This window comes from Nonomuraea fuscirosea (genome assembly GCF_035917475.1).
Classification (GTDB): Bacteria; Actinomycetota; Actinomycetes; order Streptosporangiales; family Streptosporangiaceae; genus Nonomuraea; species Nonomuraea fuscirosea.
Map to the genome: position 1 here is coordinate 572,010 of NZ_CP109074.1, position 26,768 is coordinate 598,777.

Annotated in this window: 27 protein-coding genes and 1 tRNA gene; 10 read left to right on the forward strand and 18 right to left on the reverse strand. The window is 68.2% G+C overall.

Features of this window, described 5'->3' with window-relative positions; translation table 11 throughout:
* Positions 1 to 864: an ABC transporter ATP-binding protein gene (locus tag OIE67_RS02670; protein WP_326645184.1), complete on the forward strand. Its 864-nt coding sequence runs from the start codon at positions 1 to 3 to the stop codon at positions 862 to 864.
* On the opposite strand, the gene OIE67_RS02675 is transcribed toward OIE67_RS02670, so the two are convergent.
* Positions 857 to 1,324 carry a MarR family winged helix-turn-helix transcriptional regulator gene (locus tag OIE67_RS02675; RefSeq protein WP_326636289.1) on the reverse strand — a complete coding sequence of 156 codons (468 nt, stop codon included), beginning with the start codon at positions 1,322 to 1,324 and terminating at the stop codon, positions 857 to 859. The genes OIE67_RS02670 and OIE67_RS02675 overlap by 8 nt on opposite strands.
* 73 nt (positions 1,325 to 1,397) lie before the next feature.
* Between OIE67_RS02675 and OIE67_RS02680 the strand changes: the two genes are divergently transcribed.
* Positions 1,398 to 2,816, forward strand: coding sequence for an MFS transporter (locus OIE67_RS02680; protein ID WP_326636291.1), 1,419 nt, complete (start codon positions 1,398 to 1,400; stop codon positions 2,814 to 2,816).
* On the opposite strand, the gene OIE67_RS02685 is transcribed toward OIE67_RS02680, so the two are convergent.
* Positions 2,794 to 3,150 (reverse strand): DUF742 domain-containing protein, encoded by a 357-nt coding sequence (locus OIE67_RS02685; RefSeq protein ID WP_106249159.1) that lies wholly within the window; start codon positions 3,148 to 3,150, stop codon positions 2,794 to 2,796. The genes OIE67_RS02680 and OIE67_RS02685 overlap by 23 nt on opposite strands.
* A complete protein-coding gene (locus OIE67_RS02690) occupies positions 3,143 to 5,038 on the reverse strand; it encodes a sensor histidine kinase (protein WP_326636294.1) in 1,896 nt (631 codons plus the stop codon). The genes OIE67_RS02685 and OIE67_RS02690 overlap by 8 nt, the downstream gene beginning before the upstream one ends.
* A 211-nt stretch (positions 5,039 to 5,249) precedes the next feature.
* Here OIE67_RS02690 and OIE67_RS02695 point away from each other — a divergent pair, with 211 nt between their 5' ends.
* Complete coding sequence (locus tag OIE67_RS02695) at positions 5,250 to 6,797, forward strand: ABC transporter substrate-binding protein (protein ID WP_326636296.1); 1,548 nt, start codon at positions 5,250 to 5,252, stop codon at positions 6,795 to 6,797.
* On the opposite strand, the gene OIE67_RS02700 is transcribed toward OIE67_RS02695, so the two are convergent.
* On the reverse strand, positions 6,781 to 6,954 hold the full coding sequence (locus tag OIE67_RS02700) for a hypothetical protein (RefSeq protein ID WP_326645838.1): 174 nt from the start codon (positions 6,952 to 6,954) through the stop codon (positions 6,781 to 6,783). The two genes, OIE67_RS02695 and OIE67_RS02700, sit on opposite strands and share 17 nt — an antisense overlap.
* Before the next feature lie 21 nt (positions 6,955 to 6,975).
* On the opposite strand from OIE67_RS02700, the gene OIE67_RS02705 reads away from it, so the two are divergent.
* The 4 genes from OIE67_RS02705 (at position 6,976) to OIE67_RS02720 (ending at position 9,966) form a co-directional block, all read left to right on the forward strand.
* A complete protein-coding gene (locus OIE67_RS02705; protein WP_326645186.1) occupies positions 6,976 to 7,608 on the forward strand; it encodes a hypothetical protein in 633 nt (210 codons plus the stop codon).
* A gap of 13 nt (positions 7,609 to 7,621) precedes the next feature.
* On the forward strand, positions 7,622 to 8,593 hold the full coding sequence (locus OIE67_RS02710) for an inositol-3-phosphate synthase (protein ID WP_326636298.1): 972 nt from the start codon (positions 7,622 to 7,624) through the stop codon (positions 8,591 to 8,593).
* A 249-nt stretch (positions 8,594 to 8,842) separates the two neighbouring features.
* Positions 8,843 to 9,640 (forward strand): exodeoxyribonuclease III, encoded by a 798-nt coding sequence (locus OIE67_RS02715; protein WP_326636299.1) that lies wholly within the window; start codon positions 8,843 to 8,845, stop codon positions 9,638 to 9,640.
* 92 nt (positions 9,641 to 9,732) lie between these two features.
* On the forward strand, positions 9,733 to 9,966 hold the full coding sequence (locus OIE67_RS02720; RefSeq protein WP_106249168.1) for a hypothetical protein: 234 nt from the start codon (positions 9,733 to 9,735) through the stop codon (positions 9,964 to 9,966).
* A gap of 60 nt (positions 9,967 to 10,026) precedes the next feature.
* Here the strand turns inward: OIE67_RS02720 and OIE67_RS02725 are convergent, their stop codons facing one another.
* Complete coding sequence (locus OIE67_RS02725) at positions 10,027 to 10,968, reverse strand: cobalamin biosynthesis protein (protein WP_326636302.1); 942 nt, start codon at positions 10,966 to 10,968, stop codon at positions 10,027 to 10,029.
* Positions 10,952 to 11,869: a protein kinase family protein gene (locus OIE67_RS02730; protein WP_326636306.1), complete on the reverse strand. Its 918-nt coding sequence runs from the start codon at positions 11,867 to 11,869 to the stop codon at positions 10,952 to 10,954. Before OIE67_RS02730 ends, OIE67_RS02725 begins: the two co-directional genes overlap by 17 nt.
* Positions 11,870 to 11,961: 92 nt before the next feature.
* On the opposite strand from OIE67_RS02730, the gene OIE67_RS02735 reads away from it, so the two are divergent.
* The 3 genes from OIE67_RS02735 to OIE67_RS02745 all read left to right on the forward strand — a co-directional run bounded on the left by OIE67_RS02735 (position 11,962) and on the right by OIE67_RS02745 (position 16,892).
* Positions 11,962 to 12,696: a ZIP family metal transporter gene (locus OIE67_RS02735; protein ID WP_326636308.1), complete on the forward strand. Its 735-nt coding sequence runs from the start codon at positions 11,962 to 11,964 to the stop codon at positions 12,694 to 12,696.
* 54 nt (positions 12,697 to 12,750) lie between these two features.
* A tRNA-Arg gene (locus OIE67_RS02740) sits at positions 12,751 to 12,824 on the forward strand.
* 2,124 nt (positions 12,825 to 14,948) lie between these two features.
* Positions 14,949 to 16,892, forward strand: a complete 1,944-nt coding sequence (locus OIE67_RS02745) for a hypothetical protein (protein ID WP_326636310.1) — start codon at positions 14,949 to 14,951, stop codon at positions 16,890 to 16,892.
* Positions 16,893 to 17,355: 463 nt separating this feature from the next.
* On the opposite strand, the gene OIE67_RS02750 is transcribed toward OIE67_RS02745, so the two are convergent.
* From OIE67_RS02750 to OIE67_RS02805, 12 genes are all read right to left on the reverse strand, one after another.
* Positions 17,356 to 18,774, reverse strand: coding sequence for a tyrosine-type recombinase/integrase (locus OIE67_RS02750; RefSeq protein ID WP_326636312.1), 1,419 nt, complete (start codon positions 18,772 to 18,774; stop codon positions 17,356 to 17,358).
* Positions 18,774 to 18,971, reverse strand: a complete 198-nt coding sequence (locus OIE67_RS02755) for a helix-turn-helix transcriptional regulator (RefSeq protein ID WP_326636314.1) — start codon at positions 18,969 to 18,971, stop codon at positions 18,774 to 18,776. The genes OIE67_RS02750 and OIE67_RS02755 overlap by 1 nt, the downstream gene beginning before the upstream one ends.
* Positions 18,972 to 19,143: 172 nt before the next feature.
* Entirely contained in the window at positions 19,144 to 20,322 is a 1,179-nt protein-coding gene (locus OIE67_RS02760; protein ID WP_326636316.1) for a DUF3631 domain-containing protein, read from the reverse strand.
* A 23-nt stretch (positions 20,323 to 20,345) separates the two neighbouring features.
* Positions 20,346 to 21,272 carry a bifunctional DNA primase/polymerase gene (locus tag OIE67_RS02765; RefSeq protein WP_326636318.1) on the reverse strand — a complete coding sequence of 309 codons (927 nt, stop codon included), beginning with the start codon at positions 21,270 to 21,272 and terminating at the stop codon, positions 20,346 to 20,348.
* Positions 21,259 to 21,465 (reverse strand): hypothetical protein, encoded by a 207-nt coding sequence (locus tag OIE67_RS02770; protein WP_326636320.1) that lies wholly within the window; start codon positions 21,463 to 21,465, stop codon positions 21,259 to 21,261. Before OIE67_RS02770 ends, OIE67_RS02765 begins: the two co-directional genes overlap by 14 nt.
* Positions 21,466 to 21,562: 97 nt before the next feature.
* Positions 21,563 to 22,009, reverse strand: a complete 447-nt coding sequence (locus OIE67_RS02775) for a single-stranded DNA-binding protein (RefSeq protein ID WP_326636322.1) — start codon at positions 22,007 to 22,009, stop codon at positions 21,563 to 21,565.
* A 27-nt stretch (positions 22,010 to 22,036) separates the two neighbouring features.
* Entirely contained in the window at positions 22,037 to 22,255 is a 219-nt protein-coding gene (locus OIE67_RS02780) for a DnaJ-like cysteine-rich domain-containing protein (RefSeq protein WP_326636324.1), read from the reverse strand.
* Between the two features lie 141 nt (positions 22,256 to 22,396).
* Positions 22,397 to 24,649, reverse strand: coding sequence for a cell division protein FtsK (locus OIE67_RS02785; protein WP_326636326.1), 2,253 nt, complete (start codon positions 24,647 to 24,649; stop codon positions 22,397 to 22,399).
* A complete protein-coding gene (locus OIE67_RS02790) occupies positions 24,646 to 25,050 on the reverse strand; it encodes a hypothetical protein (RefSeq protein ID WP_326636328.1) in 405 nt (134 codons plus the stop codon). Before OIE67_RS02790 ends, OIE67_RS02785 begins: the two co-directional genes overlap by 4 nt.
* Positions 25,050 to 26,054, reverse strand: a complete 1,005-nt coding sequence (locus tag OIE67_RS02795; protein ID WP_326636330.1) for a DUF2637 domain-containing protein — start codon at positions 26,052 to 26,054, stop codon at positions 25,050 to 25,052. Before OIE67_RS02795 ends, OIE67_RS02790 begins: the two co-directional genes overlap by 1 nt.
* Positions 26,051 to 26,434, reverse strand: a complete 384-nt coding sequence (locus OIE67_RS02800; protein WP_326636331.1) for an RRQRL motif-containing zinc-binding protein — start codon at positions 26,432 to 26,434, stop codon at positions 26,051 to 26,053. The genes OIE67_RS02795 and OIE67_RS02800 overlap by 4 nt, the downstream gene beginning before the upstream one ends.
* A complete protein-coding gene (locus OIE67_RS02805) occupies positions 26,434 to 26,763 on the reverse strand; it encodes a WhiB family transcriptional regulator (RefSeq protein WP_326636333.1) in 330 nt (109 codons plus the stop codon). Before OIE67_RS02805 ends, OIE67_RS02800 begins: the two co-directional genes overlap by 1 nt.
* Positions 26,764 to 26,768: the final 5 nt, after the last annotated feature.

A 26,768-nucleotide genomic window follows, 5' to 3' on the forward strand; every position in this document is an offset into this window, starting at 1 on the left:
ATGCTCAGGGCCGAGCGCGTGACGCTCGGGTACGGCCGCCGCCCGGTCGTCCACGACGTGAGCATCGACATCACCGAGGGCGGCGTGGGGCTGATCGGGGAGAGCGGCTCGGGCAAGACGACGCTGGCCCGCGCGTTCCTGGGCCTCCTCAGCCCCATTTCGGGAGATATCTGGTACGGCGATCAAACGCTGAAAAAAGCGGACATGCGGAAGTTCCGGAGGGACGTTCAGCCCGTCTTCCAGGCCGAGGCCCTCGACCCCCGCATGCGCGTCGGCACCTCCATCGCCGAGGCCCTCCCGCGCGCCGCCCGCTCCCGCGTCCCCGACCTGCTCGAACAGGTCGGCCTCGATCCGGGACTGGCCGGCCGCCGCCCCCACGAGCTCTCCGGCGGCCAGCGCCAGCGCGTGGTGATCGCCCGCGCCCTGGCCGTCGGCCCGCGCCTGCTCATCCTGGACGAGCCCACCAGCGCGCTCGACGTCACCGTCCAGGCCAGGGTGCTCGACCTGCTGGCCTCCCTGGACACCGAGCGCCTGCTCATCACGCACAACCTGGCCGTGGTGGAACGGCTCTGCCGCACCTCCCACGTGCTCTTCGCGGGCCGCGTGGTCGAGTCGGGGCCCACCGCCGACCTGCTGGCGAACCCGGCCCATCCCTACACCCGGGCCCTGCGCGACGCCGTACCGAAGCTGGGCGGGGACCCGCCCGAGGCCAAGGGCAGGACCGAGGCCGTGCCCGCGGCCACCGGATGCCCGTTCCGGCTGCGCTGCCCGCTGGCCGTGACCGCATGCGAGCAGACGCCCGAGCCGAGGGACGTCCAGGGACGTCAGGTGGCCTGCCATCGCGCGGAGGACGTCCTCACTTGAGCACCTGAAGGGCCTTCAGGTGCTCGTGGAGGTCGTCGGCGAGCTTGGTCATCAGCCGGTTCAGCTCGGCCCGGTCCGCGCCCGACCAGCCGGCCAGGGCGCCCCCCAGCCACTCGTTGGTCACCCGGCGGCAGTGGTCCGCCGCCACGGTGCCCTCCTCAGTGAGCGTGATGCGCCAGGCCCGGCCGTCGTCGGGGTCGCGTACCCGCTCGACCAGGCCGCGCTGCTCCAGCGCGGCCACGTGCCGGGTCACGTGCGGGCTCTCCACCTGGAGACTGTCGGCGATCGCCCCGATCCTGCGCGGCTCGCCGACGTCGCGCAGGTGGACGAGGATCTGGACGTCCGGCCGGTCCAGCCGGACGCCCGCCGCCTCGGTCAGCCGTTCGTGCGTCTTGCCCCGGTTGAGCATGGTGACGAGCCGGCGGAAGGCGGTCACCGGCGTCTGCAGATCCTCGTCCATCCGGTTGCTTACCTAACTTACGTATGTATTATCGGTTCTCGATTACTTACCTAAGTTATCCAAAGGAGCCGTCATGGCGACAGTCGTCGTGCCCGCAGCACGCGGGACGTCCACCAGAAATCCCTGGCCCGCGGTGGTCACGTTGTCCATCGCGGCGTCCATCGCCGCCATGCAGAACACCGCGGTGGTGCCGCTGCTTCCCGTGCTGCAACGGGAGCTGGGCACCTCCTTGACCGCCGTGAGCTGGACCCTCACGGTGAGCTTGCTGGTCGGCGCGGTGTCCACGCCGCTGCTCTCCCGCTTCGGCGACATGTACGGGCGGCGCCGCATGATCCTCGGAGCGCTGGCCCTCCTGGTGATCGGGTCGGTCATGGCGGCCCTGGCCACCTCGCTGGCCTGGCTGATCGTGGCCCGGGTGTTGCAGGGCGCCGTGTCCGCGCTCGTCCCCTTGTCCATCGGGGTGGTCCGTGACGCGCTGCCGCGCGAGCAGTTCGCGACCGGTGTCGGTGTGCTCAGCGCGACGATGGGCTTCGGCAGCGGCGGCGGGATGATCCTGGCCGGGCTGGCCTCGGGAGACTTCCACCTGGCGTTCTGGGTCGTCGGCGGCCTCTCCCTGGCGGCCGGGATCGTCGTGGCCTTCCTCGTCCGCGACTCGGCCCCGCCCGTCAAGGGCCGCCCCGACCTGATCGGCGCCACGCTGCTCGCCACCTGGCTGGTGGCGCTGCTGCTGGCGGTCAGCGAGGGCGGCTCGTGGGGCTGGACCTCGCCCGGCGTGCTCGGGTTGCTCGGCGCGGCGGCCGTGCTCGCGGCCGCGTGGGTGGCGGTCGAGCGGAGGGTGGCCGAGCCGCTGGTGGACATGGCGATGCTCGTGCACAGGGGCACGGTCGGCGCGACGGTGTCCTCGCTGCTGCTCGGGTTCACCTTCTTCACCCTGCTGACCGGCATCTCCAGCTTCGCCCAGTCGCCCGAGGGATTCTCCGCCACGACCCTGGAGGTCGGGCTCTACCTGCTGCCGAGCACGCTGTTCATGCTGGTGATCTCGCTGTTCGCGGGCCGCATCATGCGCCGCCTGCCCGCCTCGTCCATGGTGGCGACGGGCTCACTGGTGACAGGGCTGGCCGCGCTCTACCTGATGATCGCGAACGACGCCCCCGCGCACCTGTACGCGGCCTCCTCGATCATGGGCGTCGGTCTCGGCGTCGGATACGCGGCCCTGGGCACCATGGCCGTCGAGCACGTGGGCCAGGACAAGACCGCCGTGGCGTCGGGGGTGAACGCCCTGGTGCGCATCGTGGGTGGCAGCACGGCGGGCGCGGTGATCGCGGCCATCCTGGCGGCCCGGCCGGGCGCCGGCGGCTACCAGTGGGTCTTCGGGGCAGCCGCCGGGGCGGGCGTCGTCGCCGCGCTCTTCGCGGCGGGATTCGGATACCTCAACAGCAGGGCCGTCACAGCGCCGATCACAGGGCCGATCACAGGGCCTTCAGCCCGCTGATCACTTCCAGCAGCACCTTGGCGTCGGGGGCGGGCGGCGGCAGCTCGACCTGAACGAGCTGCTGCGCGTGCAGGTCGCCGACCAGCACCCGGACCACCCCGATGGGCAGGTTCAGCTCGGCCGCGACGTCCACCAGCCGGGTGGGCTGGGTGCACTTCTGCAGGATGATCAGATGCTCGGGGTCGAGGCCGCGCGGCGGCGCCAGGCCGCCGGCGGTGATGATCACCGCGATGAGGTCGATGGCCTCGCTCGCGGGCACCGTCCGGCCTCTGGTCAGCAGGTAGGCCGGAACGATGGGACCGGCGTCCTCGTCCAGCCAGCGTTCTTCAGTCACTTCGCACCACCCGCATGGGGCGCTCGGACTCCTGCTGAGCCGCCCTCGGGGCCTCGGCCTCTGGCTCTGCCACGTGCTCTTCCGGGATCAACACGATCGCGGTGGTCCCTCCATATGGTGAACCGCGCAACGTCACGCGGATGTCATGCCTGGCGGCCAGGCGGGAAACGACGAAAAGGCCGAGCCTGTCGCTGTCGGCCAGGTCGAACTCCGGCGGGCTGGCCAGCCGCTCGTTCAACTCGGCCAGCTGCTCCGCGCTCATCCCGAACCCGCGGTCCTCGACCTCGAAGGCGAAGCCCCGGGCCGCGGCGTCGCCGCGGACGAAGACCGAGGTGTGCGCGGGGGAGTAGACGGTGGCGTTCTCGATCAGCTCGGCGATGAGGTGGATCACGTCGCCGACCACGGGGCCGGCCAGGCGCTGGCCGGACATGGGCTCGACGACGACCCGCTGGTAGTCCTCCACCTCGGCCGCCGCGCCGCGGGCCACGTCGAGCAGCGGCACAGGACGGCTCCAGCCGCGTCCCGGCGTCGCGCCCGACAGGATGATCAGGCCCTCGGCGTGGCGGCGCATGCGGGTGGTGAGGTGGTCGAGCTTGAACAGGTCGTCCAGCTGGCCGGGGTCGGTCGCGCGGTGCTGCATGTCGGCGAGCTGGATGCGCTGGCGGTGCAGCAGCGTCTGGCTGCGCCTGGCCAGGTTCCTGAAGACGTGGCCGACGCCCTCGCTGAGCTGCGCCTGGCCGACCGCGGCCTCGACGGCGGTCTGCTGGACGGTGGAGAAGGCCTTGCCCACGTCGTCGATCTCGACCGTGGTGCTGGTGAGCGACACCTCGGGCACCTCGACGGTCTCGCCCTTGCGCAGCTTGGCGACCACGTGCGGCAGCCGTTCCTGGGCCACCTCCAGGGCGGCCAGCCGGAGCGTCCCGAGCTCCTTGGACAGCCGGTTGCCCATGCGCAGCGAGAACCCGATCGACACGATCACCAGCGCCAGGGCCGTGCCCGCGAGCAGGAACGCCCGCGACAGCACCTCGTCGGCCACCGGGTCGGCGCGCTCGTTCAGCGTCGTGCTGGCCCGCAGCTGGGCCTCCTGGAACGACCTGGCCAGGCCGTCGGTGGTGGGCAGCCAGCCCTGCGGGGTGCCGCCGGCGATGATCTGGTCCTCCATCATCCGCATCCGCTGGTAGGCGGGGGAGGTGATGAGGGCGACCTGGGGATCGCGCAGCTCCGGGTCGAGCTCGCCGAGGCTCTGGTCCACGAGGAAGCGCCGGTTGCCCGTGATCTGGGTGAACAGCCTGCGCTCGGCCCGGGTCACCGTGCCGAGCCCGAGTGCCTGCTCCCTGGTCAGCAGTTCCTTCGCGTAACTCATGTCGATGGTCACGCGGGACTGCTCGTAGATCGGGATGTCGTCGATCAGCGCCACCCGGCGGTGCAGGCCGAACAGCGTGTCGATGATCGCGTTGTAGGCCTCCACGGTGTGCAGACGGTCGGACAGGCCCGTGTCGATCTCACCTCGGACCGCGTCGAGCCTGTCTATCTGCGTGTACACCGCGTCCACCTGTGTGCGGATCTCTTCTGATCTGTTCTTGGACTTACTGGAAAGCTGCTTGAAGGCGTCCCGGGCGGCGTCGGTGCGGACCCGCTGCGCCGCCATGGCGGTCTTGTCGGCACCGCTCCGCAGGAACCTGGCCGAGATCAGGCGCTCGCGCTGGATCTCGGTGATCACTTTGTACGCGGGAAGGCGCAGGTTCGTCCAGACTGTCTTGTACTGACGCAGCTCCAAGCTCTCGCTCGCGGTGACGGCGGTGATGACCCCCCACAACACCACCATGGAGGCCAGTGGCACCAGCAGTAGTCCGATGATCTTCATCCGGATCGTTCGGCTACGACCCATGGCACCTCACTCCGGTTGGTCCCAAGCTGGCAACCCCGGACGGGACAAGCCCCGAGGATAGCAATTGGATCACCAGAATGCCCAATTTTTCGGGACTTTTGGACACACGAGTCCCTCTGGCATCGATCTTGGAGTAGGTTTCCCGGGTACATCGGCGACAGAGGGAGATGCGTTGCGCCGGCGAGTCTCAACGGCCCCCGCGTCCGTCCTGGTGTCGATTCTCGTGGCGGTCCTGCTCACGGCCTGCTCGCCGCCCACCGAGGTGCGCCAGGCGCCGGTGGGGGAGTCGCCCTTCGTCTACGTCAAGAACACCGACATCATCACCGAGTGGGACCCAGCCCGCTCCTACTCCAACGAGATCATCGCCTTCCAGAACGTCTACGAGACCCTCACCCTCTGGAACCCGGTCACCAAGAAGTCGGCGCCCCGCCTGGCCACCGGCTGGCGGTCCACGGCCGACGGCAGGAGCTGGACCTTCACCCTGCGCTCCGGCGTGACGTTCCACACCGGCAACCCGCTGGACGCGGAGGCGGTCAAGGCCTCGATCGAGCGGACCATGCGCGCCAGGACCGGCGCCTCCTACCTCTGGGACGCCGTCTCCTCCATCCGGGTCGACGGGCCGCTGACGGTGACGTTCGCGCTGAAGTACCCCGTTCCGCTGGACCTGGTGGCCTCCGCCGGGTACGCGGCCTACATCTACGACACCAAGGCGGCCCCCGACCTCGGCAAGTGGTTCGCGCAGGGCAGGGACGCCGGGTCGGGTCCTTACACGGTGGCGAAGTGGAACAAGGGCAAGGAGGACGAGCTCACCCTCAAGGCGTACGACGGATATTGGGGCGGGTGGAACGAGCGGCCGCACTACAACACGGTCAAGTACCGGGTCGTGCCCGACCCCGAGCGGGCGTACCGGATGTTGCGCCGCGGCGAGGCGAGCTTCGTGGACCGGCTCGACCCGAAGCTGTTCGCCCAGGCCGGCGCCGCGCCGGGCGTGCGCACCTCGGACCGGCCGTCGTTCACCACGGCCATGATGCTGTTCAACACCGCCGCCGGCCCCATGAAGGACATCAGGGTGCGCAAGGCGGTGCAGCAGGCCATCGACTACCGCGGCATCGTCAAGGCGCTCAAGGGCTCCGTGATGCCGGCCAGCGGCGTCGTCCCCGAAGGGCTGCTCGGCCACGTACCAGGCCGGGTGCCCGAGCAGGACCTGGAGAGCGCCACCCGGCTGCTGCAGGACGCCGGCTACGGCCCCGGCGGCGCGCCGCTGCGGCTCCGGCTGACCTACGGCGAGGGCGAGGCCGACGAGGAGCTGCTGGCCAAGCGGCTGCGGGCGGCGCTGCGCCCGCTCAACGTCACCCTCAAGGTCGAGGGCATGCACTGGAACGCGCAGTGGGAGCGGGGCAAGAAGCGCGGCCAGGACATCTTCGTCATGTACTGGTGGCCCGACTACGCCGACGGCTACTCCTACTTCGGCCAGGTCTTCCGCGCCGCGAACCCGCCCGTGTTCAACCTGACCTACCTCAACGACCACCGCCTCGACGCGATGCTCGACGCGGTGCCCGAACTGACGGTGACCGACAAGCCCGCGGCGCAGCGGGTGTACGAGCAGGCCACCGAGCGCGTGCTCGACGAGCGGGCCGCCGCCGCACTGCCCTGGGTGGTCAAGTCGCGGCGGGCGTTCCTGGGCGGCATCCAGGGCTACGACGACAACCCGGCCTATCCGGACGTCGTCTTCGTCTACGACCTCAAGCCTTCGGGCTGACGTCGTCAGGCCGGGGACTCTCCACCCGCTCCCGCAGCCGGGCCCTGATCTCCTCCGGCGTGTACGCCCGGCGGCGCCGTTCGGCCCGCGCGATGACCACGCCCGTCGCCGCCACACCCATGATTCCCGCCAGACCGAGCATCTTCCACCAGCGCATGTTGCCTAGGCTAGCCCTGTGCTGACTCTCGACGAAGCCGTCAAGGTGACCAGGACCGGCGATCTGTGGGTCTTCCGCGGGCGTTCCGTGCCCGACCGCGCCATCCAGACGATGACCAACAGCCCGGTCAACCACGTCGGCATGGCCATCGTGATCGAGGACCTGCCACCCATGATGTGGCACGCCGAGCTGGGCAAGTCGCTGCTCGACCTGTGGTCGGGCATCCACCAGCGCGGCGTGCAGCTGCACGACCTGCGCGCGGCGGTCACGACCTGGGCCGACCGCTACGACCAGCGCGCCTGGCTGCGCCAATTGGAGCCGGAGGCCACGCAGGAGATGGAGGACGCCGCCCTGCGCACCGTCGCCAGGCTCGACGGCACCCCGTTCCCCTCCACCGCCCGGCTGGCCGCCCGCTGGGCCAGGGGCCGCGTGCCGCGCCGCACGCGCAAGGAGCAGACGGTGGAGAGCGTCTACTGCGCCGAGGTGGTGGCCGTCACCTACGAGGAGATGGGCCTGCTGCCCGCCGGCCGCCGCCCCAACTGGTACGACCCCGGCAGGTTCTGGAGCGGCGACGACCTCGACCTGCTCCTCGGCCGCCGGCTGGGCAACGAGATCACCGTCGGGGTCGAGCTGGAGCGCGCCCGCCGCCCCTGATCCAATACAGGGCATGACTAGCGTGAACGTCGCCGTGATCGGCGTGGGCAACTGCGTCTCCTCCCTGGTGCAGGGCGTCGAGTACTACCGCGACGGCGAGGCCGCCGGCCTGCCGAACCCCGTCTGCGCCGGCTACGCCGTCTCCCAGATCCGCTTCACCGCCGCCTTCGACGTGGGCGCCGCCAAGCTCGGCCGCGACCTGTCGGAGGCCATCTGGGCCGAGCCGAACAACGCCAGGAGATTCGCCGCCGTGCCGCATCTCGGCGTGCCCGTCACCGAGGGCATCCTGGCCGACGGCGTGGGCCCCGGCTCGGCCGGCCTGATCGATCCGCGCGGCGGCGCCACGCCCGGTGAGGTCGCCGGCCACCTCAGGCGGACCGGCAGCCACGTCGTGCTGAACTTCCTGCCCACCGGCGCGCAGCGGGCCACCGAGCTGTACGCGGCGGCCGCCGTCGAGGCCGGATGCGCCTTCGTGAACTGCATGCCGGCCGTGCTCGCCCGGTCGCCGGAATGGCGCGCCCGCTTCGCCGCGGCCGGGCTGCCGCTGGTGGGCGACGACCTGAAGAGCTCGTTCGGCGCGACGCTGGTGCACCGGGCGCTGGTCGAGGCCCTGACGGCCGGCGGAGTCCACCTCACCGGCGGCCACCAGCTGCTGGCCGGCGGCAACATGGACTTCGTCAACCTGGAGGACCCCGAGCGGATGAAGAGCAAGAAGGCCACCAAGTCCACCGGCGCCGGGACGTCCACCCACGTCAGCGCGCAATATCTGCCCTTCATGGACGACCGCAAGGTCGCCTACATCCGGCTGGACGGCGTGGGCTTCGGCGCCTCCCCGCTGGAGCTGGAGCTGCGCCTGGTCGTCGAGGACTCGCCCAGCGCCGCAGGCCACGCCCTGGACGCCGCGCGGCACGCCAGGGCAGCCCTCGACCAGGGCGTCGGCGGCCTGCTCGAAGAGGTCTCCCTGGCGCTGATGAAGGCGGTCTGACGCACGCGGGTCGGCCGGGATGGACATCCGCAGCGCATCCTCGACGGCCACCGGCCCGTGGTGCCGCTCCGGCCGCCCAGAGCCGTGGCCGCCTTCGCCGGCCGGCGGGCCGGGACGGCGCGCCCGGCGCGCTCGGCGTACCCGCGCCCAGGGACACGGCCGAGCAGCTCGACCTCTACCGGAGCCGTCCGGCCGGCTTTCGGCTGAGTCGGTCCCCTGTGCCGGCCGGGGCGGTGGCAGGCTAGGGGGATGCGCCTGGCTACCTGGAACGTGAACTCGGTCAAGGCACGGCTGCCCCGCCTGCTCGAATGGCTCGCCGAGGCCCGGCCCGACGTCGTGTGCCTGCAGGAGACCAAATGCGCCGCCGAGGCGTTCCCTGTGGCGGAGGTGGGCGAGCTGGGCTACGAGGCCGCCGCCCACGGCGACGGACGCTGGAACGGCGTCGCGTTGCTGTCCAGGGCCGGGCTGGCGGACGTCACGCCCGGCTTCCCCGGCGAGCCCGGCTTCGGCGAGCTCGACAGCGTCGGCGCGGCCCGCCCCGAGGCCCGGGCCATCGGCGCGACCTGCGGCGGGATCCGGGTGTGGTCCCTGTACGCGCCCAACGGCCGTACCGTCGACTCGCCCCACTACGCGTACAAGCTGGCCTGGTTCGCCGCCCTGCGCGACGCCCTCGTTCCCGAACTGGCCGCCGGGCCGCTGGTGGCCTGCGGCGACTACAACGTGGCGCCGACGGACGCCGACGTGTGGGACCCCGCCCTGTTCGTCGGCTCCACCCACGTCACGCCGCCCGAACGGCGGGCCCTGACCGAGCTGCGCGACCTCGGGCTCACGGACGTGGTGCCGACGCCGATGAAGGGCCCGCACCCCTACACGTACTGGGACTACCGGGCCGGGATGTTCCACCAGAACAAGGGCATGCGGATCGACCTGGTGTACGCGAGCGCGGACGTGGCCGGGCAGGTGCGGTCGGCGTACGTCGATCGTGAGGCCCGCAAGGGGAAAGGCCCGTCCGATCACGCGCCGATCGTGGTCGACCTCGAGCGATAAAGGCAATTACAAACCGCTGTCGGCCGAGTAATCTGTGTTCTCACATGTTTCGGGGGGATTAAACAGATCAAGGACCACGAGGGGGGATCTCCGTGGAACCTGCCGATGGACGCGTCATCCTGTTCGTCCTCATCGGGATCGCCGTGTTCGCCCTGGGGCGGCGCTTCCAGAACATGATCGTCATGCGTCAGGTCTGGAAGCAGAGCGCCAAGCAGGTGACGGCCAGAAAGGTCGTCGCGCACAACGCGGCGAAGTCGATGATCGGGATCACGGTCGTGGCACTCTTCGTGATCTGGCTCAGCGTCAACCTCAACCGCCTCATGTGAGCCGCGCAGGGCCGATGGTGGGGTGGGGCGTTCACTGACGTGCGGACGGCGTTCAGGCCGTCAACCCGTCGACGACCTCCTGCGGAGGGCCCAGGCGGCGACCACGGCCACGCCGGCCGCCGCCAGCCCCACCGCCCGCGTCAACCGCACGGCACGCCGGATGTCCTTGACCTCCGGTCTGGGACCGTCCCCCATCGTCGGCCGCTCCTCCACTCTTCCCGCGTACACGTTCGTCCCGCCCAGCCGCACCCCGAGCGCGCCGGCGAACGCGGCCTCGCACCGGCCCGCGTTCGGGCTGGGATGCCGGTGCCCGTCCCTGCGCAGCACCGCCCGCGCCTGCCCGGGATCAGGCCCGGTCAGCACGGTGAGCGCCCCGGTGAGCCGGGCCGGCACGTAGTTCGCGACGTCGTCGAGCCGGGCGGCGGCCCAGCCGAACCGCTCGTACCTGGGGGAGTGGTGCCCGATCATGGCGTCCAGCGTGTTGATCGCCCGGTACGCCAGCAGTCCCGGCACCCCCGCCACCGCCCCCCAGAACAGCGGGGCCACGACGGCGTCCGAGGTGTTCTCGGCCAGCGACTCGACCGTGGCCCGCGCGATCTCCGGCGCGTCCAGCCGGCTGGGGTCGCGGCCGCACAGGTGGGGCAGCCTGGCCCTGGCGCGTTCCAGATCGGCGTCCTCCAGCGCGTCGGCCAGGTGGTCACCCTCGCGGGCGAGTGTGGTGCCACCGAGCACGGCCCAGGTGGCGACGGCGGTGACGGCCGTGCGCGCGACCCGGTTGGGTGCGTACCGCATGGCCAGCACGCCGAGCGCGGCCGAACCGCCGACGCACACGGCGACGTGCAGCACGCCCCGGGCGCGGTCGTCCCCGTACAGGGACGCCTCCAGCTTCGCCGCGCCACGCCCGAACAGCGCGACAGGATGAACGGAACTACGCGGATCGGCCAGCAGCCGGTCGAGGGCGACGCCGAGGGCGAGCCCCAGCGGGTCATACCAGATGGGCATGAAGCTCATCTTCGTGCACATCCAGCCAGGCCGCGGCACGGCGGATCCGCGCACCCGCGCCGCCCGCCCACATCTTCGCCCAGTTCCCCCCGGCCGCGGCGCGAGTGCGCATGACGGCGTAGGAACGGTGAAACCGGAGCCTGGCCAGGCCGAGCAGCCGACGCCGCTCCCGCGCGGAAACCCCGTACGCGTCGCAGAACAACCGCAACCGCGCACCCACGTCCACCGTACGCAGGAGCGGAGCCCGATCGACCGGATCGGCGATGGGCGCCCAGTGCCGCAAGGTCGTCACGATGTCGAACAGCCGCGTAGTAGGCCGCGCCAAATCAAAGTCAATCATCCCGTACGGCCCGCCACCCGCCGCCGGAGCGCCCGAGACCAAGCCTGAAGCGGAGAAGGAGCCGGAGACCGAGCCTGAAGCGGAGAAGGAGCCGGAGACCGCCGAGGCGGATGAAGATGCGCAGACCGAGGCGGATGAAGACACGGCTTGGGCCCAAAAAACCACATTGTCTGGCGTCAAATCACAATGCCCGATGACTTCCGGCTCCGCGTCATCATTCGACCCCCCTTCCCACCCCTCCATCGTGAGCGGAAACCCGGCCGTCGCATCATGAAACCGGCGCACCAGCAGAGCCAGCCCCGCCAGCGCCTCATCACTCACACTCTCCAGCCGCAACCCGGTCGTACCGGGCAGGTAGGTGAGGATCTCGCGCCCGAGCCCGTCCATCCCCACGACTCTGGGGGCGCCGTCGAACCCGGCCGCTTCCAGGTGTCTGAGCAGGGCGTGCACGGCGGGCGTCGACGTACTGGCCGGTCTGCGCACGGTGTCACCGACGCGCACCACCCCGTCTGTCACGTCCCCGCCCTGCAGGGGAATCTCATGCAGGAGCGTCGCGACCATGGCGAGATAGCTTAGACCCATTCGACCCGCGTCCGCCCCGCCTTTTCCAACCCTCCCCGTCGTCACCCACGGCCCCGCTAGCCTGGCGCTTCATGCCGATCCTGCTGTCGCTGGCAGCGTTCCTGATGACCCTGCTCGGCGGGCTGGTCGCCGACCGCATCGGCCGGCACCGCCACCTCGTCCTCGGCTTCGCCGCCGGCGTCATGCTCGGCGTGGTCGCCTTCGACCTGCTCCCGGAGGCCCTCTCCGCCACTTCACTCACCCTGTACGGCGCTCCGGTGCCCATGCTCATGTTCGCTGTGGCCTTCCTCGGCATCCACATCGTGGAGCGCTCCATGGGCATGCACGACGCCCACGAAACCGACTACGCCACCCACCGCCACCACCGCGCCGGCGTCGGCCTCGCGGCCGGCTCAGCCTTGATCGCCCACAGCTTCCTGGACGGAGCCGCCATCGGCGCCGCCCACCAGACCGACACCTCCCTGGCCGTCGCCGTGGCGATAGGAGTAATCGCTCACGACTTCACCGACGGCTTCAACACGTACACGATCATCTCCCTCTACGGCAACGCCCGCCGCCGCGCCCTCACCCTCCTCACCCTCGACGCCCTGGCCCCCGTAACAGGCGCCACCCTCACCTCCGTCATCTCCATCCCGGACGGCCTCCTGGCCGCCTACCTCGGACTTTTCTCCGGATTCCTCCTCTACCTAGCCACCTCCGATATCCTCCCTGAGGCCCACACCCCCCGCCGCGCCACCGGCTGGACCCTCACGGCCACGGTCGTCGGAACGCTGCTCATGTGGGGTGTGATCGGCCTGACAGACTGACACGACGAAAACATGTACGTGACATGTCGCCGGATCATGCACAATAAGGCGGGAGCGCCCTTAGCTCAGCTGGATAGAGCATCGGACTTCTAATCCGACGGTCGCAGGTTCGAATCCTGCAGGGCGCGCTTCTCTCCACCAGTACAAGAGGGCCTCTGACCTGCGGCAATGCAAGTCAGAGGCTCTCTTCGCATGTCCGGCCGTCTACGGCTCTCACTGATCGTTTGCGGGCGTCCACGCCCAATGCTTGCCCACGACCCCATGCACGGTTTCGGCCAGCCAGGGCCATCCTTGAGGGTCTCGGCGATGCGTCGCTCGGCCTCCTCTCATGACCGACGATGTCCTCACCTCTCGCCTGGGGTGCATCAGTGTCACTCTGGTGTGCTGTTCGGCTCTCGTGCTCACGAAGCAGTCTGTGAGGGCTTAGAACTGATGGACGGGAGCTGGGTCGGCCCTGGCCACGTCTGCCCAGACCAGTTCCCTGCTCAATGGCATGCGTATGCGATGCCTGCTGAATCGTTCTTGTGAGGATCAAACAGCGGCGCGGCGCGCCGCCATACGCCCCGCGCCACCGTCCCGCGCTGCGCGTGCGGTCTAGGGGCCGTTCTCGCGCAAGCGCCGCGCGGAGCATCGCCGTACGCCCGCCCCACCGTACGCCCCAAAGCCCACCGACCAAGCGCCGCACCGCCGCACAAAACCGGCCGCACCGTCGCTGGTCGAACTCGCTCACGCTCGCCCTTTGGGTGCCTACAGCATTCCGCCGGCCACGCCGCTCCGCACCCATGGAGTGCCCTTCAAGCAAGCCTCCGGCGGGAGCCTCGGGCTCCGAGATGATTGTGGACAACAAAGGCCAGCCAGTGGCTGAGTAGAGCCTGATCGTCCCGTCACCGTCGCCCAGGACAAGCCCGAGCAGACCAGAGGGTAGGGGCGAAGTCGTTCTTCCAGTGGGGACCTCCACCTTCACCCCTACCCTCTGCCCCGCTCCCCTGACGGGTGGGACGACGGCGACGGGACCATCAATAGGGGACGGCTCCGTATCGGTCTCACCTTCGTGGATATCCGATTTGACGTAGGTTGATTACCGGGCATTGCTGGGCTGAACTCGACTCCCGAGCTGATGACAATCTTCGTCGGACTTCTATGCGTGGCCTTCCTCCATATCTCGTACACCTACAAGCGAAACAGCACACGAGACAAGAAGGGCAAGGTGATGCGTGATGATCGTAAAAAGGACCTACGGGTCTCGATCGGTGGCCGGACGGCGGCTTCCCTCGTGACTGCGGCTTGGTTGGCCCCTCTGGGATGGCCGCAGGTTAGCGGGGGTCGGGTTGAGCCAAGCAGCGCTCCAGCATCGTGGCTCCGTGCCCACTGCGTGCCCAATGAGATGGGAATGAAGGGCAACAGCAGGGAGCCACGGATAACCGATCAAGACGCTGAGCTGAGTCTTCCCGCGCAGGCCAAGATCGTCACAGCTATTTGCGAGCAGGATGTCAGGAGTTAGAGCCTCCCGAAGATTTGCGCCAGGCTGCCACAGCAGCACAGGGGGGGTGCGCGCCATACGTGCAAAAAGGCGTAAAAATTGAGGTCATTGCTGGCGCAGATGGAAGCGCCGTCGTAGGTCAGAGGCTGTGAATCGCTGAGAATGGTCACGCCCCTGCAGCGTCCATACCAGTGAGGGCGGGTGCCCACAGTACAACATTTCCACCGACACGGCGCCATGCGGAGTGCATGTGCCGGTAACAAATACGGATTCAAATTTCCACCGCTCGGTAGCCTGCCTTTCTGAGCCATATAGAACAGCTGCAACAGAGAACTGCTACAAGGAAGGACGTATAATGCATCGCTCGTCAGCGGACGACACTGGGGGCCCGGTGGTGCGGGGTACGCGTTTTCAGTGGCCAGCAGCTTCGCCCTGTGACTGGGATGCAGTTGGTTGGCAGACAACCGACACCTTGAGGCCGCCAGAGGCAAGCCTGGTTCAGAGTGCTGCAAAGGGCTCCTGTTTGAGCTATCCCTGCGAGGACCGCCCTGTCCTTAGCGTGATGATGAAATGGGGACCGGACCGTACGGTGCGGGCAACGGTACTACGTTATCTGCTGGTGGACCCACAGCAACCAGTGCACACCAAAGGTATTCAGCTCCGGGGCGTGCGGATCACCGGTCCTCTCGACCTCGCTTACGCTAGCCTACACTGCCCGCTGGTACTGACTGATTGCTACCTGGATAGCTGGAGCCCAATAAACCTAAGCGGAGTGACTGCTTCTACCATTGCCCTGCTTGGCTGTCATGCACCGGGGTTTGCTGCTGACAGGCTTGTGACGAGTCATGATCTAAACATAACCGGATCAACGTTTCGCGGTTCGATCAGCTTGGCTGTTGCCCTAATCACCGGCGACCTCACGTGCACCGGTGCGCAGCTCGTTGGTGCTGACAACGATGGTGATGCATTGATCGGTGACGGGATGAAAGTGGGCGGGGCCGCGTTCCTCGATAAGGGGTTCATGGCCAAGGGCGCGGTACGGCTACCAGGGGCGAACATCGGTGGCCAGCTTTGCTGCACCGGCGCGCAACTCAGGGGCACGGATACCAAGGGCAATGCGTTTATCGGCGACGGAATGAAGGTTGGCGGCGACGTGTTCTTGCACAAAGGAATCATTGCCAATGGTACGGTACGTCTGTTTGGCGCGGACATCGGTGGCCAGCTCTCCTGCACCGGCGCGCAACTCAGGGGCACGGATACCAAGGGCAATGCGTTTATCGGCGACAGGCTAAATGTCGTCGGCAACGTGCTCCTCGATAAGGAGTTCTCCGCTGAGGGCGCGGTACGTCTGTTTGGCGCGGACATCGGTGGCCAGCTCTCCTGCACCGGCGCGCAACTCAGGGGCACGGATACCAAGGGCAATGCGTTTATCGGCGACAGGCTAAATGTCGTCGGCAACGTGCTCTTCGATAGGGATGCACTCCTCAATAGGAATGTTCCCCCCGATAGGGGGTTCACCGCTAAAGGTGCGGTACGTCTGTTTGGCGCGGACATCGGTGGCCAGCTCTCCTGCACCGGCGCGCAGCTCGTTGGCGCCAATAGCAACGGCAATGCGTTGATTGGCAATGGGATGAAGGTTGGCGGCGACGTGCTCCTCGATAATGGGTTTATGGCCAAGGGTGCGGTACGCCTACGTGGGATGGGCATCGGCGGTCATCTCTCGTGCACCGGCGCGCAACTCGTTGGCGTCGACGATGAAGGGGAATCGCTGATCGGTGATGGGATGAAGGTCGGCGGCGACGTGCTTCTCGATAAGGGGTTCATGGCCAAGGGCACTGTGTCACTTCGTATGGCATGTATAACCGGCAGGGTCACTTTGGAGGAAGCCGAACTTCTCGGACGATCGGCGGCTTTTGTCGCTCCAGGACTTCGAGTGGACCATGAGCTAAATTGGACGCCGAGTTCCGCAGTGACTGGACTGGTAGATCTGGCACGGGCATCGGTACGTCGACTCGACGATGATTGGGGGGTAGGCAGGCCGGAGGGGTACTGGCCTCCTGCCGGCAAGCTACAGCTAGCAGGGTTCATCTACGACGGCTTCGGCGGCTCAAACCAGCCAACAGCGCGTCATCGGGTGCAGAAGTGGATCCAGAAAAGTCATGTAGCAATGACGAATTTGAAGGTATTCGCTGGGCAGCCATACGAACAATTGGTCCGGGTATACCGACAAGCTGGGCAGGACACGGAGGCGCGGACCGTAGCGATCGCCCGGCGCGCTGACCTGCGTAAGTATGGTGGTCTCACTCGGTGGAGGCAGTTCACTAACTTGTTTTTCGACAAGTTCATCAAGTATGGCTATGAGTCATGGCGAGCGGTGTTGGCGCTCGGCGTAGTCTATCTTTTGGTTCTGGCGGTGCTCTTGGTTGCCCAAAATCAAGAGAGCGTAATCGTACCGGCTAAACCTATACATTGGAGTGCACCATTTCCCACCGCCATGAAATGCACGGCATCCTATACCTGCTTCTCCCCTATGGGATACGCCATCGATCTCGTCGTCCCGATTATCAAGGTCGGACAAATCGAGAACTGGCGGATAAACCGCCAGGCGCCATGGGGTTGTTTTTATCTGTGGGCGAGCTGGCTCGCCATCGCGTTCGGTTGGGCATTCACCACCCTTGCCGTGATCGGCTATACCGGTCTCGTGCGAAAGGAGTAACTAGCATCCGGCGGAAGTCACTTATCTCCACTGCAGTACTGTAATTCTGGATCTGGTGACTTGAGGAGGCCCGGCTTCCACGTCGGTAGACGGGATGGCAAGAAGAGGTCTCCGCTGGTGCGGGCGAAGATCGGCGCGGGTTGCAGTTTGGGTTGCAGTTTCATGCCGTACCACCCCGCTCCAGGAAGCAAGCCCAGCCGCATCGGACCACATGGAACGGTCCGGGACGATCAAGCACCTAGCTGCTAATAGGCGCTTTGGACATTCGCGTGTCGAGGTGTGCGCAGACGGGCTGCACGTTCCATGATCTCTAACATATACGGAACGATCCCCTTAAGAGCCTCTGAAATGCGCAGACACAGACCAGAGGCTCTCTTCACATGTCCGGTTGTTTGCAGCTCTCGCTGATCGGTCGCGGGCATCTACCTCTAACGCTTGCCCACGCTTCCGTGTGTGGACCCGGTCATGGCTCGTCGTCCTTAAGGGCCTCAGCGATGCGTCGCTTGGCGGCCTCGTCCTGGCCGACGATGCACTTGGCGTAGATCCTGAGCAGGACTTCGACGCTGTGGCCTGCCCACTCGGCTACTTGTGTGGCGGGGACACCTGCGTTGAGCCAGGTGGAGACGCAGGCGTGGCGGAGATCGTAGACGCGCTTGGCTAGGGGCGAGCGTGCCTCTCGCGGCGTCAGGGCGTTCTCGCGGGCTCTACGCCAGGCTCGGCAGTAGGTGATGCTCGGCAGTTCTCCTCCTCGCACGCCGGTGAAGAGCCGCCCTTCGGGGCCGGTGTCGAACTCGGCGAGATGGGCGCGGAGGAGCTTGGTAAGGGCGGGCGGACACGGGATCGTCCGCGTCTGGCCCTTGGCGCGGTGCTTGAGTGCGCGTTCCTCGCGCAGACTGCCGTCGTCGGTCCATTCCCGGCCGGCGAACGGCGCGGCGTTGGCAAGATGTAGTTCTCCCCAATCGTCGGCGGGTTCTTCCATCTCGCCGGTCTCCTCGTTTCTGACGAGATCCGGGATGAGCACGTTGTCCCCTCTGAGGTTGACGGCTTCCTCGGGGCGCAGAGCGGTGTAGTACATCACCGCGAAGAACGCCACCAGTCGCTGCCCGCTCGGTTGCTGCTTTCCGACCTCGGCGAGAAGGTGGCGCGCCTGTGCGTGGTTGATCACGCTGCGCTTGTCCACCTCGTACGTGACCTTGGGCGGCTTCCACCTCAGGGACTTGATCGGGTTGGTGGTGAGGAGCTTCAGCTCGACGGCGTAGTCCAAGGCGTTTTGCAGGATGGTCTTGTTCCTGCGAATCGTGCTCGTGGCGGCGGGCTTGCCATCCAACCGGCTGTTGGCGACTTCGAGAACGGCGCGCAGCGTGGCGGGCTCTGCCAGTGCGGACACGGGCATGGTGTTCTTGGCGAGCCAGGTGAGGACCTGAGCGGTTTCCTCGGAAGCTTCGGCACGCTGTTTCGTGTTGAATGCCCATCGGCGCATGGCGGTGCGGAGCGCGAGGTCGCTGGGCTTGCCTCTATTGCTGGAGAGCATGGCGGGTGTGGCGGCGGTGAGCGCGCGGGCTATGTCTTGGCGGTATTTCGCCGAGGCCGCCTTCCACTTGAAATCGGCGAACTTGCAGGCGAACTCGTACCAGGTCATTTCCGGTTGCTGAGTGCGCCCCCACTTTGCGGGTTCGCCCGTGACCAGGTCGAACGCTTCTCCCTCGCGGGCGGCGGTGACGAGGCTGCTGCGGTAGGCGTCTGCCTGGGCGCTCTTCTGGAAGGTCTTCTTCCATTCCTTCCCGGCAGTGGACCAGCGGACGCGGTAGGACGTGACCTTGCCCAGCGTGTTCTTGCGGACCTCGGTCTTGTAGAAGCGCACGTCGTAGGTGGTGTTCTTCATCAGGCGGCGTCCTCTCGCGAGTTGAGCCAGTTGTCCAGGTCAGCGAGGCGGATGCGGAGTGAGCCGTTCGGCAAGGTGACGCAGCGCGGGGCACGGCCCTTCTGCCGCCAGTCGTAGAAGGTGGATCGGGAAATCTGGAGTTCGGCGCAGACCTCCGGGACAGTGAGCATTGCTCGGAGGCGGGTGACGGTGGCCATGAGGCGCGTTCCTTCCGGCATGTGATCGGTGCTGGGTGACGCCTCGGCGGTTGTGCTTGGCGGCTGGTCGCCGAGGGTGCTCGTGGACGGTTCGGGAGGGGTGAGCCGTCCCAGCCGTCCCAGGGTCATTTCTGCAGGTCAAGCCTGGGACGGCTTGTTTTGGTGGGACGGGTTATGCCGTCCCGGCGATGGGAGCCGTCCCGCTCTGACCTGCGGTGACGAGGCTGGGACGGCTGGGACGGGTCTCCCTGTCGATCGGGACGACGTCGGCCTCTGGGATGGGTCCGAGGGCCGGGCAGTAGCGGGCCCAGGAGTCGGCGAAGTCGGCCCGCTGGTAGCCCTTGGCCTGCTGGCCATTGGGGAAGCGGATGTTGGCTGAGCGGATGTCGTATTCGCGCAGCATCGTGCCGAGCTTCATCGCGGTCAGTCCGGCCGGGCCGTGGTCGGCCCATTCGCTCTCGGGGTCGCTCTTGAGCCGTTCCAGCAAGACCGCGGTGGGCAGGGCGGTGTCCGAGCCGAAGGCGGTGCGGCAAGCCGTCAGTAGGCGTACGCGGGCCGAGGTCTGGCCGTTGTCGTCGGCCTCGGCGGTGAGCTGCAACGTGGCGGCGCGGGCCCGATCAGGCCAGCCTCCCCCAGCGTGGTCGGCAACGATGACCAAGGGTTCCCAGGTATCGGCCGCACGGTCTTCGACGGGCATGCTCGGCTCAGCCTCCTCCAGAGCGGACAGGTCGGCGCGAAGCCACTGGTTCAGGTCGGTCGCCAGCTCGCGAAGTGGAGCGCGGTCGCGGCGGTGGCGGTAGGGGGCGGCGTTCTCGCCGGGGGCGCGGCGGCGCATGCGGATGACGACGGCACGGTCTTCGATGGTGTCGGGCATCGCACCTATGCCGGCGAGTGCGGCCATGGCGAAGGTTGGGATGCTTTCGACGCGGTTGGTGGCGGCGTCGTAGCGTTTGGCCGGGCGGTTGCGCTGGTGTCCGGCGTTGAGCAGGCCGCGCAGGTCTTCGTTGCCGTCGGCTTTGGGGCCGAAGATGGTGTCGGCCTCGTCCACGAGCATGGTTGGCGGGTCTTCGGTGATGGAGCGGTAGACGGCGGCGCTGGAGCTGTTGACGGTGATGAACGGTTCGTGGCAGGTGGCCTCGACCACGTCCAGGAGCCGGGACTTGCCGCAGCGCTTCTCCGGTCCGCGGATGACGAGCCGGGGCGCGTGTGCCCATGCGGGTTGCGCGTGGGTGGCGGCGATCCACAGAGTGACGGCGTCGGCCGCCTCGGCGCTCGGCAGGATGACGTAGCGGACGAGTGCGGCGCGTAGTCGGTCGAGTAGGGCGGCGCCGGTGGGTGTGCGGTTGTTCATGGCTGGTGCTCCTTGGCTGGTGTTCATGCGGCCCTGCTACGGCGTGGCTGGGCTTTCATGCCTGCGGACAGGCCAGAGGCGATGACGGCGGCGATCTCGCGTGGCGGGTTCGGGTCGCCTTCGGCGTTCGCGGTCTCGGCTGCGGACTGAAGGGCGGTGATGACGACCTCGGCGGGCAGTACGCGGCGTGTGACGAGTTGGCCGAGGTTGAAGGCGGCGGTGTTGAGCGCGCGGTTGCGGGTGCCGCGTTGGGCGGTGGCCACGCGTTCGACCTCGCCGCGTAGCGCGGCCTGGCCGTACTTGGTCAGCCGGTGATCGGGCAGGCTGGCCAGGAGATCGGCGGCGCTCATCGAGGGCGGTGCGGTCGGTGCGAGTGCCTCGGCGAGCCAGGCCGGGAGCGGCGTGGGTGGTAGGTCGCGGATGATCTCGTACGGGCCGGTGCCGTCCGGTTGGGTGACGTGGCTGCCAGGGCCGACGACGTAGCCGCCACAGGCGCGGGTGTCGATCAGCCAGCCGAGCCCGCCCTTGTGGCCTGCGCTGTTGCGCAGGCGTTGACCTTCAGGCGGGGTGAAGTAGAGGTGTGTGCCGCCGCGCCGGGTGCTGACGGTGAAGGTGTCGTCGGGGTAGGGCTGGGCGTGCTCGGCGCACAGCAGGCGGAAGACGTGTTCTCCGTTCTGTGGGTGGTGCTGGGCGAGGCCGGCGGGCGGGTGCTCGCCGGGCTTGGGCTGGTCGAGGTCGATCACGACCAGGCGGGACGGGCCGCAGGCGATGCCGAGGTTGTACGGCTGGCGTGGCCAGAAGGCGGCGATGCGGTTGGTGTCGGTGGTGGCGTGCCGCTCCCAGTCGGTGAAGCCGCGCAACGGCTTCTTGCCGCGTGGGGTGAGCGGGAAGACGTACCAGCCACGGGCGGCGGCCTGGAGGGCGGCGCGGGTCAGGTCAGGCCACCCCATTGGACGCCTCCTTGGCCGCAAGGAACCGCAGGCGGTGGCCCTCGGCAAGGACGTGCATGGGTGCGTCCAATGGGGTGGCGGTGTGCGCGTCGAGCGTGAGCTGACCCCGGCCGAGGTGGTTGAGGTCGTGCAGGTGTGGGCGCGGTGTGGTCGTTTGGGTGTAGCGGTAGGAATGGGTGTTGGTCGGTGACATGCTGGCAGTGCCTTTCCTCGTGATCGGGGTGGGTGGCCTCGGCGGTTGTGCTTGGCGGCTGGTCGCCGAGGCCGTATCCCGTGGTGCGTGAGCGTGGCTAGAACGGCGGTTTGTCGCCCGTCGTGGCGGTGGTGGCCCATGCGTCGGGTGCGCCGCTGTCGTTGCTGGCAGTGGCCTTGCGGGTCGCTCTGGCGGGCTTGGCGGTGGCGAAGCGCAGGGACGGGCCGATCTCGTCCACGGTCATCTCGAAGACGGTGCGGTGTTCGCCCTCGTCGGTCTCGTAGGTGCGCATCCGGAGCTGTCCGGAGGCGATGACGCGGGTGCCTCGGGCGAGGGACTCGCAGATGTGCTCGCCGAGGTCGCGCCAGGCCGAGCAGCGCATGAACAGGGCCTCGCCGTCTTCCCATTGCTCAAGCTGCTTGTTGTAGACGCGCGGGCTTGAGGCGATGGTGAAGGTGGCGACGGCCGTTCCGGTCTGGGTGAAGCGCAGTTCGGGGTCGTTGGTCAGGTTGCCGATGATCGTGATCGTGGTTTCGCCGGACATGGCGGGCTTCCTTCCTAAAGGCCGGGATTAGTGGGTGCCGTCGCGGTACAGGCGGCGGAGGTAGACGTAGAGCTGCCAGCCGAGGCGGGGCCGCATGCCGGTGCCGTCGCAGGTGCGGCAGGTGCGGTTCTTGCCGCCGGGGCGGCATCGGATGCAGCGGCGCCAGGGCCATGCCAGGCAGATGATGATGTAACTGAGAGTGATCGACGGTAGGCAGACTGCTAGCAGGGTGAGGGCAGTGGCCATGTGGGCCTCCAGGGCCGATTTCCAGGGTTTCCGCAGGTCAGGGTCTAGGTGCTAGATCGCAGGTCGGGTGCGGTTTTGGGCTCTAGGCGGGCCTCTAGACCTAGAGGGGTCTGCCTCTAGGTCTAGAGGCGATCGGCTGAGCTACGAGGCCCTACCTCTGTCACGCTGGGTGACGGCGGTGACGATGTCGTCTCGGGTGATGCCGATGCGGTTGGCGCCCTTGCCGCCGCCCTCGGGCGTGCCCCACACCTGCATGGTCTTGATGCCGTACGGCTTGAGCGCGGTAGTGAGCTGGGCGGTCTTCGCGCCGCCTTCCAGGCGCGCCCACGCGCCGTAGACGTCCGGCCGCAGCTCGGCGAGACGATCCACGATCGCCTCGTTCCACACCTTGGCCTCGGACGGCGGGACCACGGCCAGGACGTCAGCGAGCAGATCGAACGTGGGCGCGTTCTGCTCGGGCGTCTCGCCGAGGGCGTGCCCGCTCAGCGCTCCCGTGCTGGCGCGCAGCGCGTGGGCACGGTCGGCGATGCGTTGGGTGGCGGGCGTGTCCAGATAGGCCGTGCGGACGACCTTGGGCATCGGGGTCGCGCCGAGCAGGTAGCCGATACCGGCGTCCATCTTGGGTTGGAAGACGGTGGCGCGGATGCCGTTCTTGTAGGCGGACGTACCGAGGATCATGTCGTTTTCGAGCTGGCCGGCGACGCGCAGGCAGAAGCGGATGGTGACGTTCGCGCTGATGCCGGTGGGCAGGCTGTCCTTGTCCGGGCGCTGAGTGGCCAGCACCAGGATCACACCGAGAGCGCGGCCGAGCTTGATGATGAACTCGGCATCATCACCCGCCTTGTCGCCGAACTCGGCATGAGCGAACAGGTTCTGGCACTCGTCGAAAATGGCGACCAGCGGATGCAGCCCCAGCGAGCGCTTGTCGGCGATCTGCCGGGTGACCTTCTTGTCCGGGCACAGGTCCGGCGGCAGGGCCTTGAGCGCGGCGGCGCGGCGCATCACCTCCTTGCGGAGCAGCGCCAGTGAGTCGGCGGCGTAGCCGATGGCCTCGTCCTCGATGCCGGAGACGTAGCGGTGGCAGTTCTGTTCGTGCGGGTCGAGGTCGCCGGTGCCCTTGAGTTCGTGGATCCACAGTTCGGCGCTCGGGTCGAGGGCCGCGCCAGAGGCCAGCACCCGCACGGAGGCGGTCTTGCCCTGGCCGGGCTGGGATCCGATCAGGATGTTCTGTTCGATGAGCGGTACGACGATGGCGCGGCCTCGCGGGTCGCAGCCGAACGGGATGCCCTTGAAGACGTCGTGCGAGCTGGTCTTGAGCAGCGGGGACTTGATGACGGTCTTGGACAGGTCCTTGTCCCCCACCCACAGGATCAGCCGTCCCTCGTGGATGGTCGAGTCGCCCTCGGGCCAGATGCAGCCCAGCGGGCGGCGTAGGGCCGAGGCCATGCGGTCGCGCTTGTCCATCACGTCGGCCACGGTCACGCCGTAGGGCAGGTCGATGTCCGCCCGCCAACCGGGGCCGTCGCGGGTGATCGGGGCGACGAACCGGATGGCGTCCTTCGGGTTCTTGGCGATGGCCTGGTTGATGCCGGCGATGCCGAGCGCGGTCAGGGACCGCACGACGATGTCGCTGGTGAGCTTCTCCACCGTGGACGGCACGACCGCGCGGTTGATCAGCGGGCGGTCGGCAGGCTTGCCGAGGATGCCAAGCGTGACGATGGCGACCGCGAGCGCCATCCATTGCATGGTGGTCGGCTGCTTGGCCACCATGATGGCCACGATCAGCAGCGTCACCAGCGCTGCGGCGGAGACCAAGGCCCGCAGTCGCACGCGCCGGTCTCGTTGCCTGCTGAGCTTGAGGTACGCCTCCGGGTCGGCCTTCTGGACGGCGGCAAGTCGTACCGGCTCGCCCTCCAGATCGAACGTCCACTTGAGGCTTCCGCCGATCAGCCGAAGCAGACCGCGGGGAGCGCGGGCGGTCAGCCGTCCGCCGTACAGCGGCACGCGGCAGACCTGGTATCCGGCCACGTGCAGGTAGTGAAGACCGACCCACTTGACGGTCTCGACCGCCTCGCTCCGGGAGCGCAGCCACAGCGGGACGATCGGCTGTCGGCTGCGGGCCTTCCCCTCCAGTGCGGTCCGCCAGTCGGCGGCGGTCGGACCGGGTTGGTCGACGCGGACGACCGCGCCTTCGAGGACCGGTCCGTCAGCGCTCGCGGGGCTGTCCTCGTTGTCCTGCTCGGACCGGTCTGCGGGATTCTGCGGCTGACGTCCCGCGCGGGCGGCGTCCAGGTGGACGATGTCCGCGTCCTTGCCGTTCTCCTGGTCCGGGGTGGCGGACCGGTCCGGGTCCTTGCCGTCCTCGTGGTTGGGATTGTCCTGCTGGTGGGTCATGATGTGTGCACCTCGTTTGACTTGCTGGTCGCGGGGTCCTGGGGCGCGGTCGTTGTCTTGGCGGATGAGGCCGCGCCCCATGTGGCGGTCAGGGACGATGGGCGGTCGGACCGCTGCTCGTCCGGTCGGTCTGCGGGCGTTTCGGCAGCGGTCGGAGTGTGCGGCCCGTCCGCTGCGGTGAGGCCGAGTTCGGCGCGCCAGGTGGCGGCGAGCAGCTCGGTACGGTCCTCCGGGAACTGGCGCGTAGCCAGGAGTTCGGCCAGCAGTATGGCGGTGATGGCCTGGTTGCGATCGAAGGTGCGTCCGGGGTAGCCGGTGACGCTCCAGAGGCGGTCTCGAAGTCCGGCCATGTTCGGGCAGTCGTCCGAGGTCATGTGCGTGTCGGTGATGGTCAGGGTCATCAGGCGGCCTCGTCTTCGCGTACGGGCGTCGCCTGTTTCGCGGAGCCCTCGCTCTTCAGCCGGGACAGAAGCGCTCCGGCCCGATCGGTAGAGATGCTCTGTCCTTGGCGGCGGAAGGCGTCTCGAAGGCGGTCACGGGTCAGAGGCTCGCCTTGTGCCTTGAGGTCAGCGGCGACGCGTCGTCCGAGGGGGACGAGGTCACCCACGTTCGGCGTTCGCGACGGGGACTTGGCACGGGTGCTCTTCGGGGCTGGGCGCTTGCGCGGCGCGGGTGGCAGGGCTGGGGGGACGTTCTCCTGATCGACACGTACTGCCTCCGCCTGCAGCGGGATGTTCTTCGGTGTGAGTTCGCCGAGGTAGTACAGGGCTCGCTCTCGACGGGTGGCCTTCCAGCGCCAGAGCAGGCCGTACCGGTCCTGCAGCTCTGTCTTGGCCAGGATGCGTTCGCGCTCGCGTCCGAGGGCCTCGGGGTAGCTGCAGATCTCCCAGAGCACCATGCGACGCCAGAGCGCGACGGTCGCCATCGGGGCGAGCAGCCAGCGTGAACGGCGGATCCCGTCCATGTGATCGGGCTTGGCCAGGTCAGCGCGCTTGCGGATGACATGCGCACCGACCTCGATGGCGATGACCCACAGCAGTGGGAGCAGGGCGTGGGCGACGACCGCGAACCAGTCGGTAGCACCCGGTGCGCTGAGGTAGGTGGCCACGTTGAGGTAGACCGTCGCGCCGGTCAGCGCCCACGGGATGAACCGGAGCCAGCTCACCCGCATGCCGAGGCGGGCCAGCACGATGTCGAGCGCTGAGAACACGGCGATGCCCAGGTCAATGCCGAGCGGGACCGTCCACGCGAACCAGCCGAACGACGGGCCGGCGGCGTGTGCGACGCGCTCGAAGCTGTTGATGAACCCGATCAGTCCGAGCGCGCCGGTTACGGCGGCCGTGACGGCTACGGCTGTCCGCTCACCCTCGGTGAGGGGGCGGGGTGCGGTGTGGCAGACGTTCATGCGGCGATCTCCTCTGCGCAGTCGAGGCACGTGCCGAGGTGGCGCGGCAGCACGTAGCCGACATCCGTCAGGCACTCCGGGCAGGTACGCCGAGCCGCGTTCGCCTTCGACAAGGCGGCGCGCTGGCGAAGGGTCGCGGTGCGCTTGGGCAGAGCGAACCGGACGTCGTACAGGTAGGCGGTGCGGACGCCGGGTGCGCCGTAGCGGCGGGAGCACCACAGCACTTGAGCCTGTACGCCCTGGCCGCCAGGGCGCAGCCCCTCGGCGGTGAGCTGGCGAAGGGTGCGCAGGTGCGGCGGAGCCATCTTCCACGGGTAGGTGGGGATGCTGTACCGGTCGCCGGTCGGGTCCCAGAAGCGGGCGCGGAGGCGGCTTGCCATCAGGCCACCTCCAGGTCTTCCAGCTCGGCGGCGTGCTCGGCCACCTCGGCGGGCGTCCGGCCCGCCCAGATGCCCGAGGTCGGGCGCGTCTCCAGCGCGTAGACGTCGCAGAACAACCGCGCCGGGCAGGTTGCGCAGATCTCGCGGGCGACGGCCTCGCGGGCGGCGCGTTCCTCGGTGGTCTCGATCGTGAGCCGAGGGCCGGTGTGCAGCTCGGGGTCGTAGGTGCATTCGGGGAGCGGCGTTTCGCCGTCCACGCGCCAGGTCGCTTCCACTTCGGCGAGCGACATGCGCGCCGGGTGGATCGGGCGGTTGATGTTGTGTGTCACTGGTG

Bases quoted from the DNA above. Each gene is read 5' to 3' on its own strand.
- OIE67_RS02670 (WP_326645184.1), top strand. From the start codon at position 1: ATGCTCAGGGCCGAGCGCGTGACGCTCGGGTACGGCCGCCGCCCGGTC.
- OIE67_RS02675 (WP_326636289.1), bottom strand. From the start codon at position 1,324: ATGGACGAGGATCTGCAGACGCCGGTGACCGCCTTCCGCCGGCTCGTC.
- OIE67_RS02680 (WP_326636291.1), top strand. From the start codon at position 1,398: ATGGCGACAGTCGTCGTGCCCGCAGCACGCGGGACGTCCACCAGAAAT.
- OIE67_RS02690 (WP_326636294.1), bottom strand. From the start codon at position 5,038: ATGGGTCGTAGCCGAACGATCCGGATGAAGATCATCGGACTACTGCTG.
- OIE67_RS02700 (WP_326645838.1), bottom strand. From the start codon at position 6,954: ATGCGCTGGTGGAAGATGCTCGGTCTGGCGGGAATCATGGGTGTGGCG.
- OIE67_RS02710 (WP_326636298.1), top strand. From the start codon at position 7,622: ATGACTAGCGTGAACGTCGCCGTGATCGGCGTGGGCAACTGCGTCTCC.
- OIE67_RS02715 (WP_326636299.1), top strand. From the start codon at position 8,843: ATGCGCCTGGCTACCTGGAACGTGAACTCGGTCAAGGCACGGCTGCCC.
- OIE67_RS02725 (WP_326636302.1), bottom strand. From the start codon at position 10,968: ATGCCCATCTGGTATGACCCGCTGGGGCTCGCCCTCGGCGTCGCCCTC.
- OIE67_RS02730 (WP_326636306.1), bottom strand. From the start codon at position 11,869: ATGGTCGCGACGCTCCTGCATGAGATTCCCCTGCAGGGCGGGGACGTG.
- OIE67_RS02735 (WP_326636308.1), top strand. From the start codon at position 11,962: ATGCCGATCCTGCTGTCGCTGGCAGCGTTCCTGATGACCCTGCTCGGC.
- OIE67_RS02750 (WP_326636312.1), bottom strand. From the start codon at position 18,774: ATGAAGAACACCACCTACGACGTGCGCTTCTACAAGACCGAGGTCCGC.
- OIE67_RS02755 (WP_326636314.1), bottom strand. From the start codon at position 18,971: ATGGCCACCGTCACCCGCCTCCGAGCAATGCTCACTGTCCCGGAGGTC.
- OIE67_RS02760 (WP_326636316.1), bottom strand. From the start codon at position 20,322: ATGAACAACCGCACACCCACCGGCGCCGCCCTACTCGACCGACTACGC.
- OIE67_RS02765 (WP_326636318.1), bottom strand. From the start codon at position 21,272: ATGGGGTGGCCTGACCTGACCCGCGCCGCCCTCCAGGCCGCCGCCCGT.
- OIE67_RS02770 (WP_326636320.1), bottom strand. From the start codon at position 21,465: ATGTCACCGACCAACACCCATTCCTACCGCTACACCCAAACGACCACA.
- OIE67_RS02775 (WP_326636322.1), bottom strand. From the start codon at position 22,009: ATGTCCGGCGAAACCACGATCACGATCATCGGCAACCTGACCAACGAC.
- OIE67_RS02780 (WP_326636324.1), bottom strand. From the start codon at position 22,255: ATGGCCACTGCCCTCACCCTGCTAGCAGTCTGCCTACCGTCGATCACT.
- OIE67_RS02785 (WP_326636326.1), bottom strand. From the start codon at position 24,649: ATGACCCACCAGCAGGACAATCCCAACCACGAGGACGGCAAGGACCCG.
- OIE67_RS02790 (WP_326636328.1), bottom strand. From the start codon at position 25,050: ATGACCCTGACCATCACCGACACGCACATGACCTCGGACGACTGCCCG.
- OIE67_RS02795 (WP_326636330.1), bottom strand. From the start codon at position 26,054: ATGAACGTCTGCCACACCGCACCCCGCCCCCTCACCGAGGGTGAGCGG.
- OIE67_RS02800 (WP_326636331.1), bottom strand. From the start codon at position 26,434: ATGGCAAGCCGCCTCCGCGCCCGCTTCTGGGACCCGACCGGCGACCGG.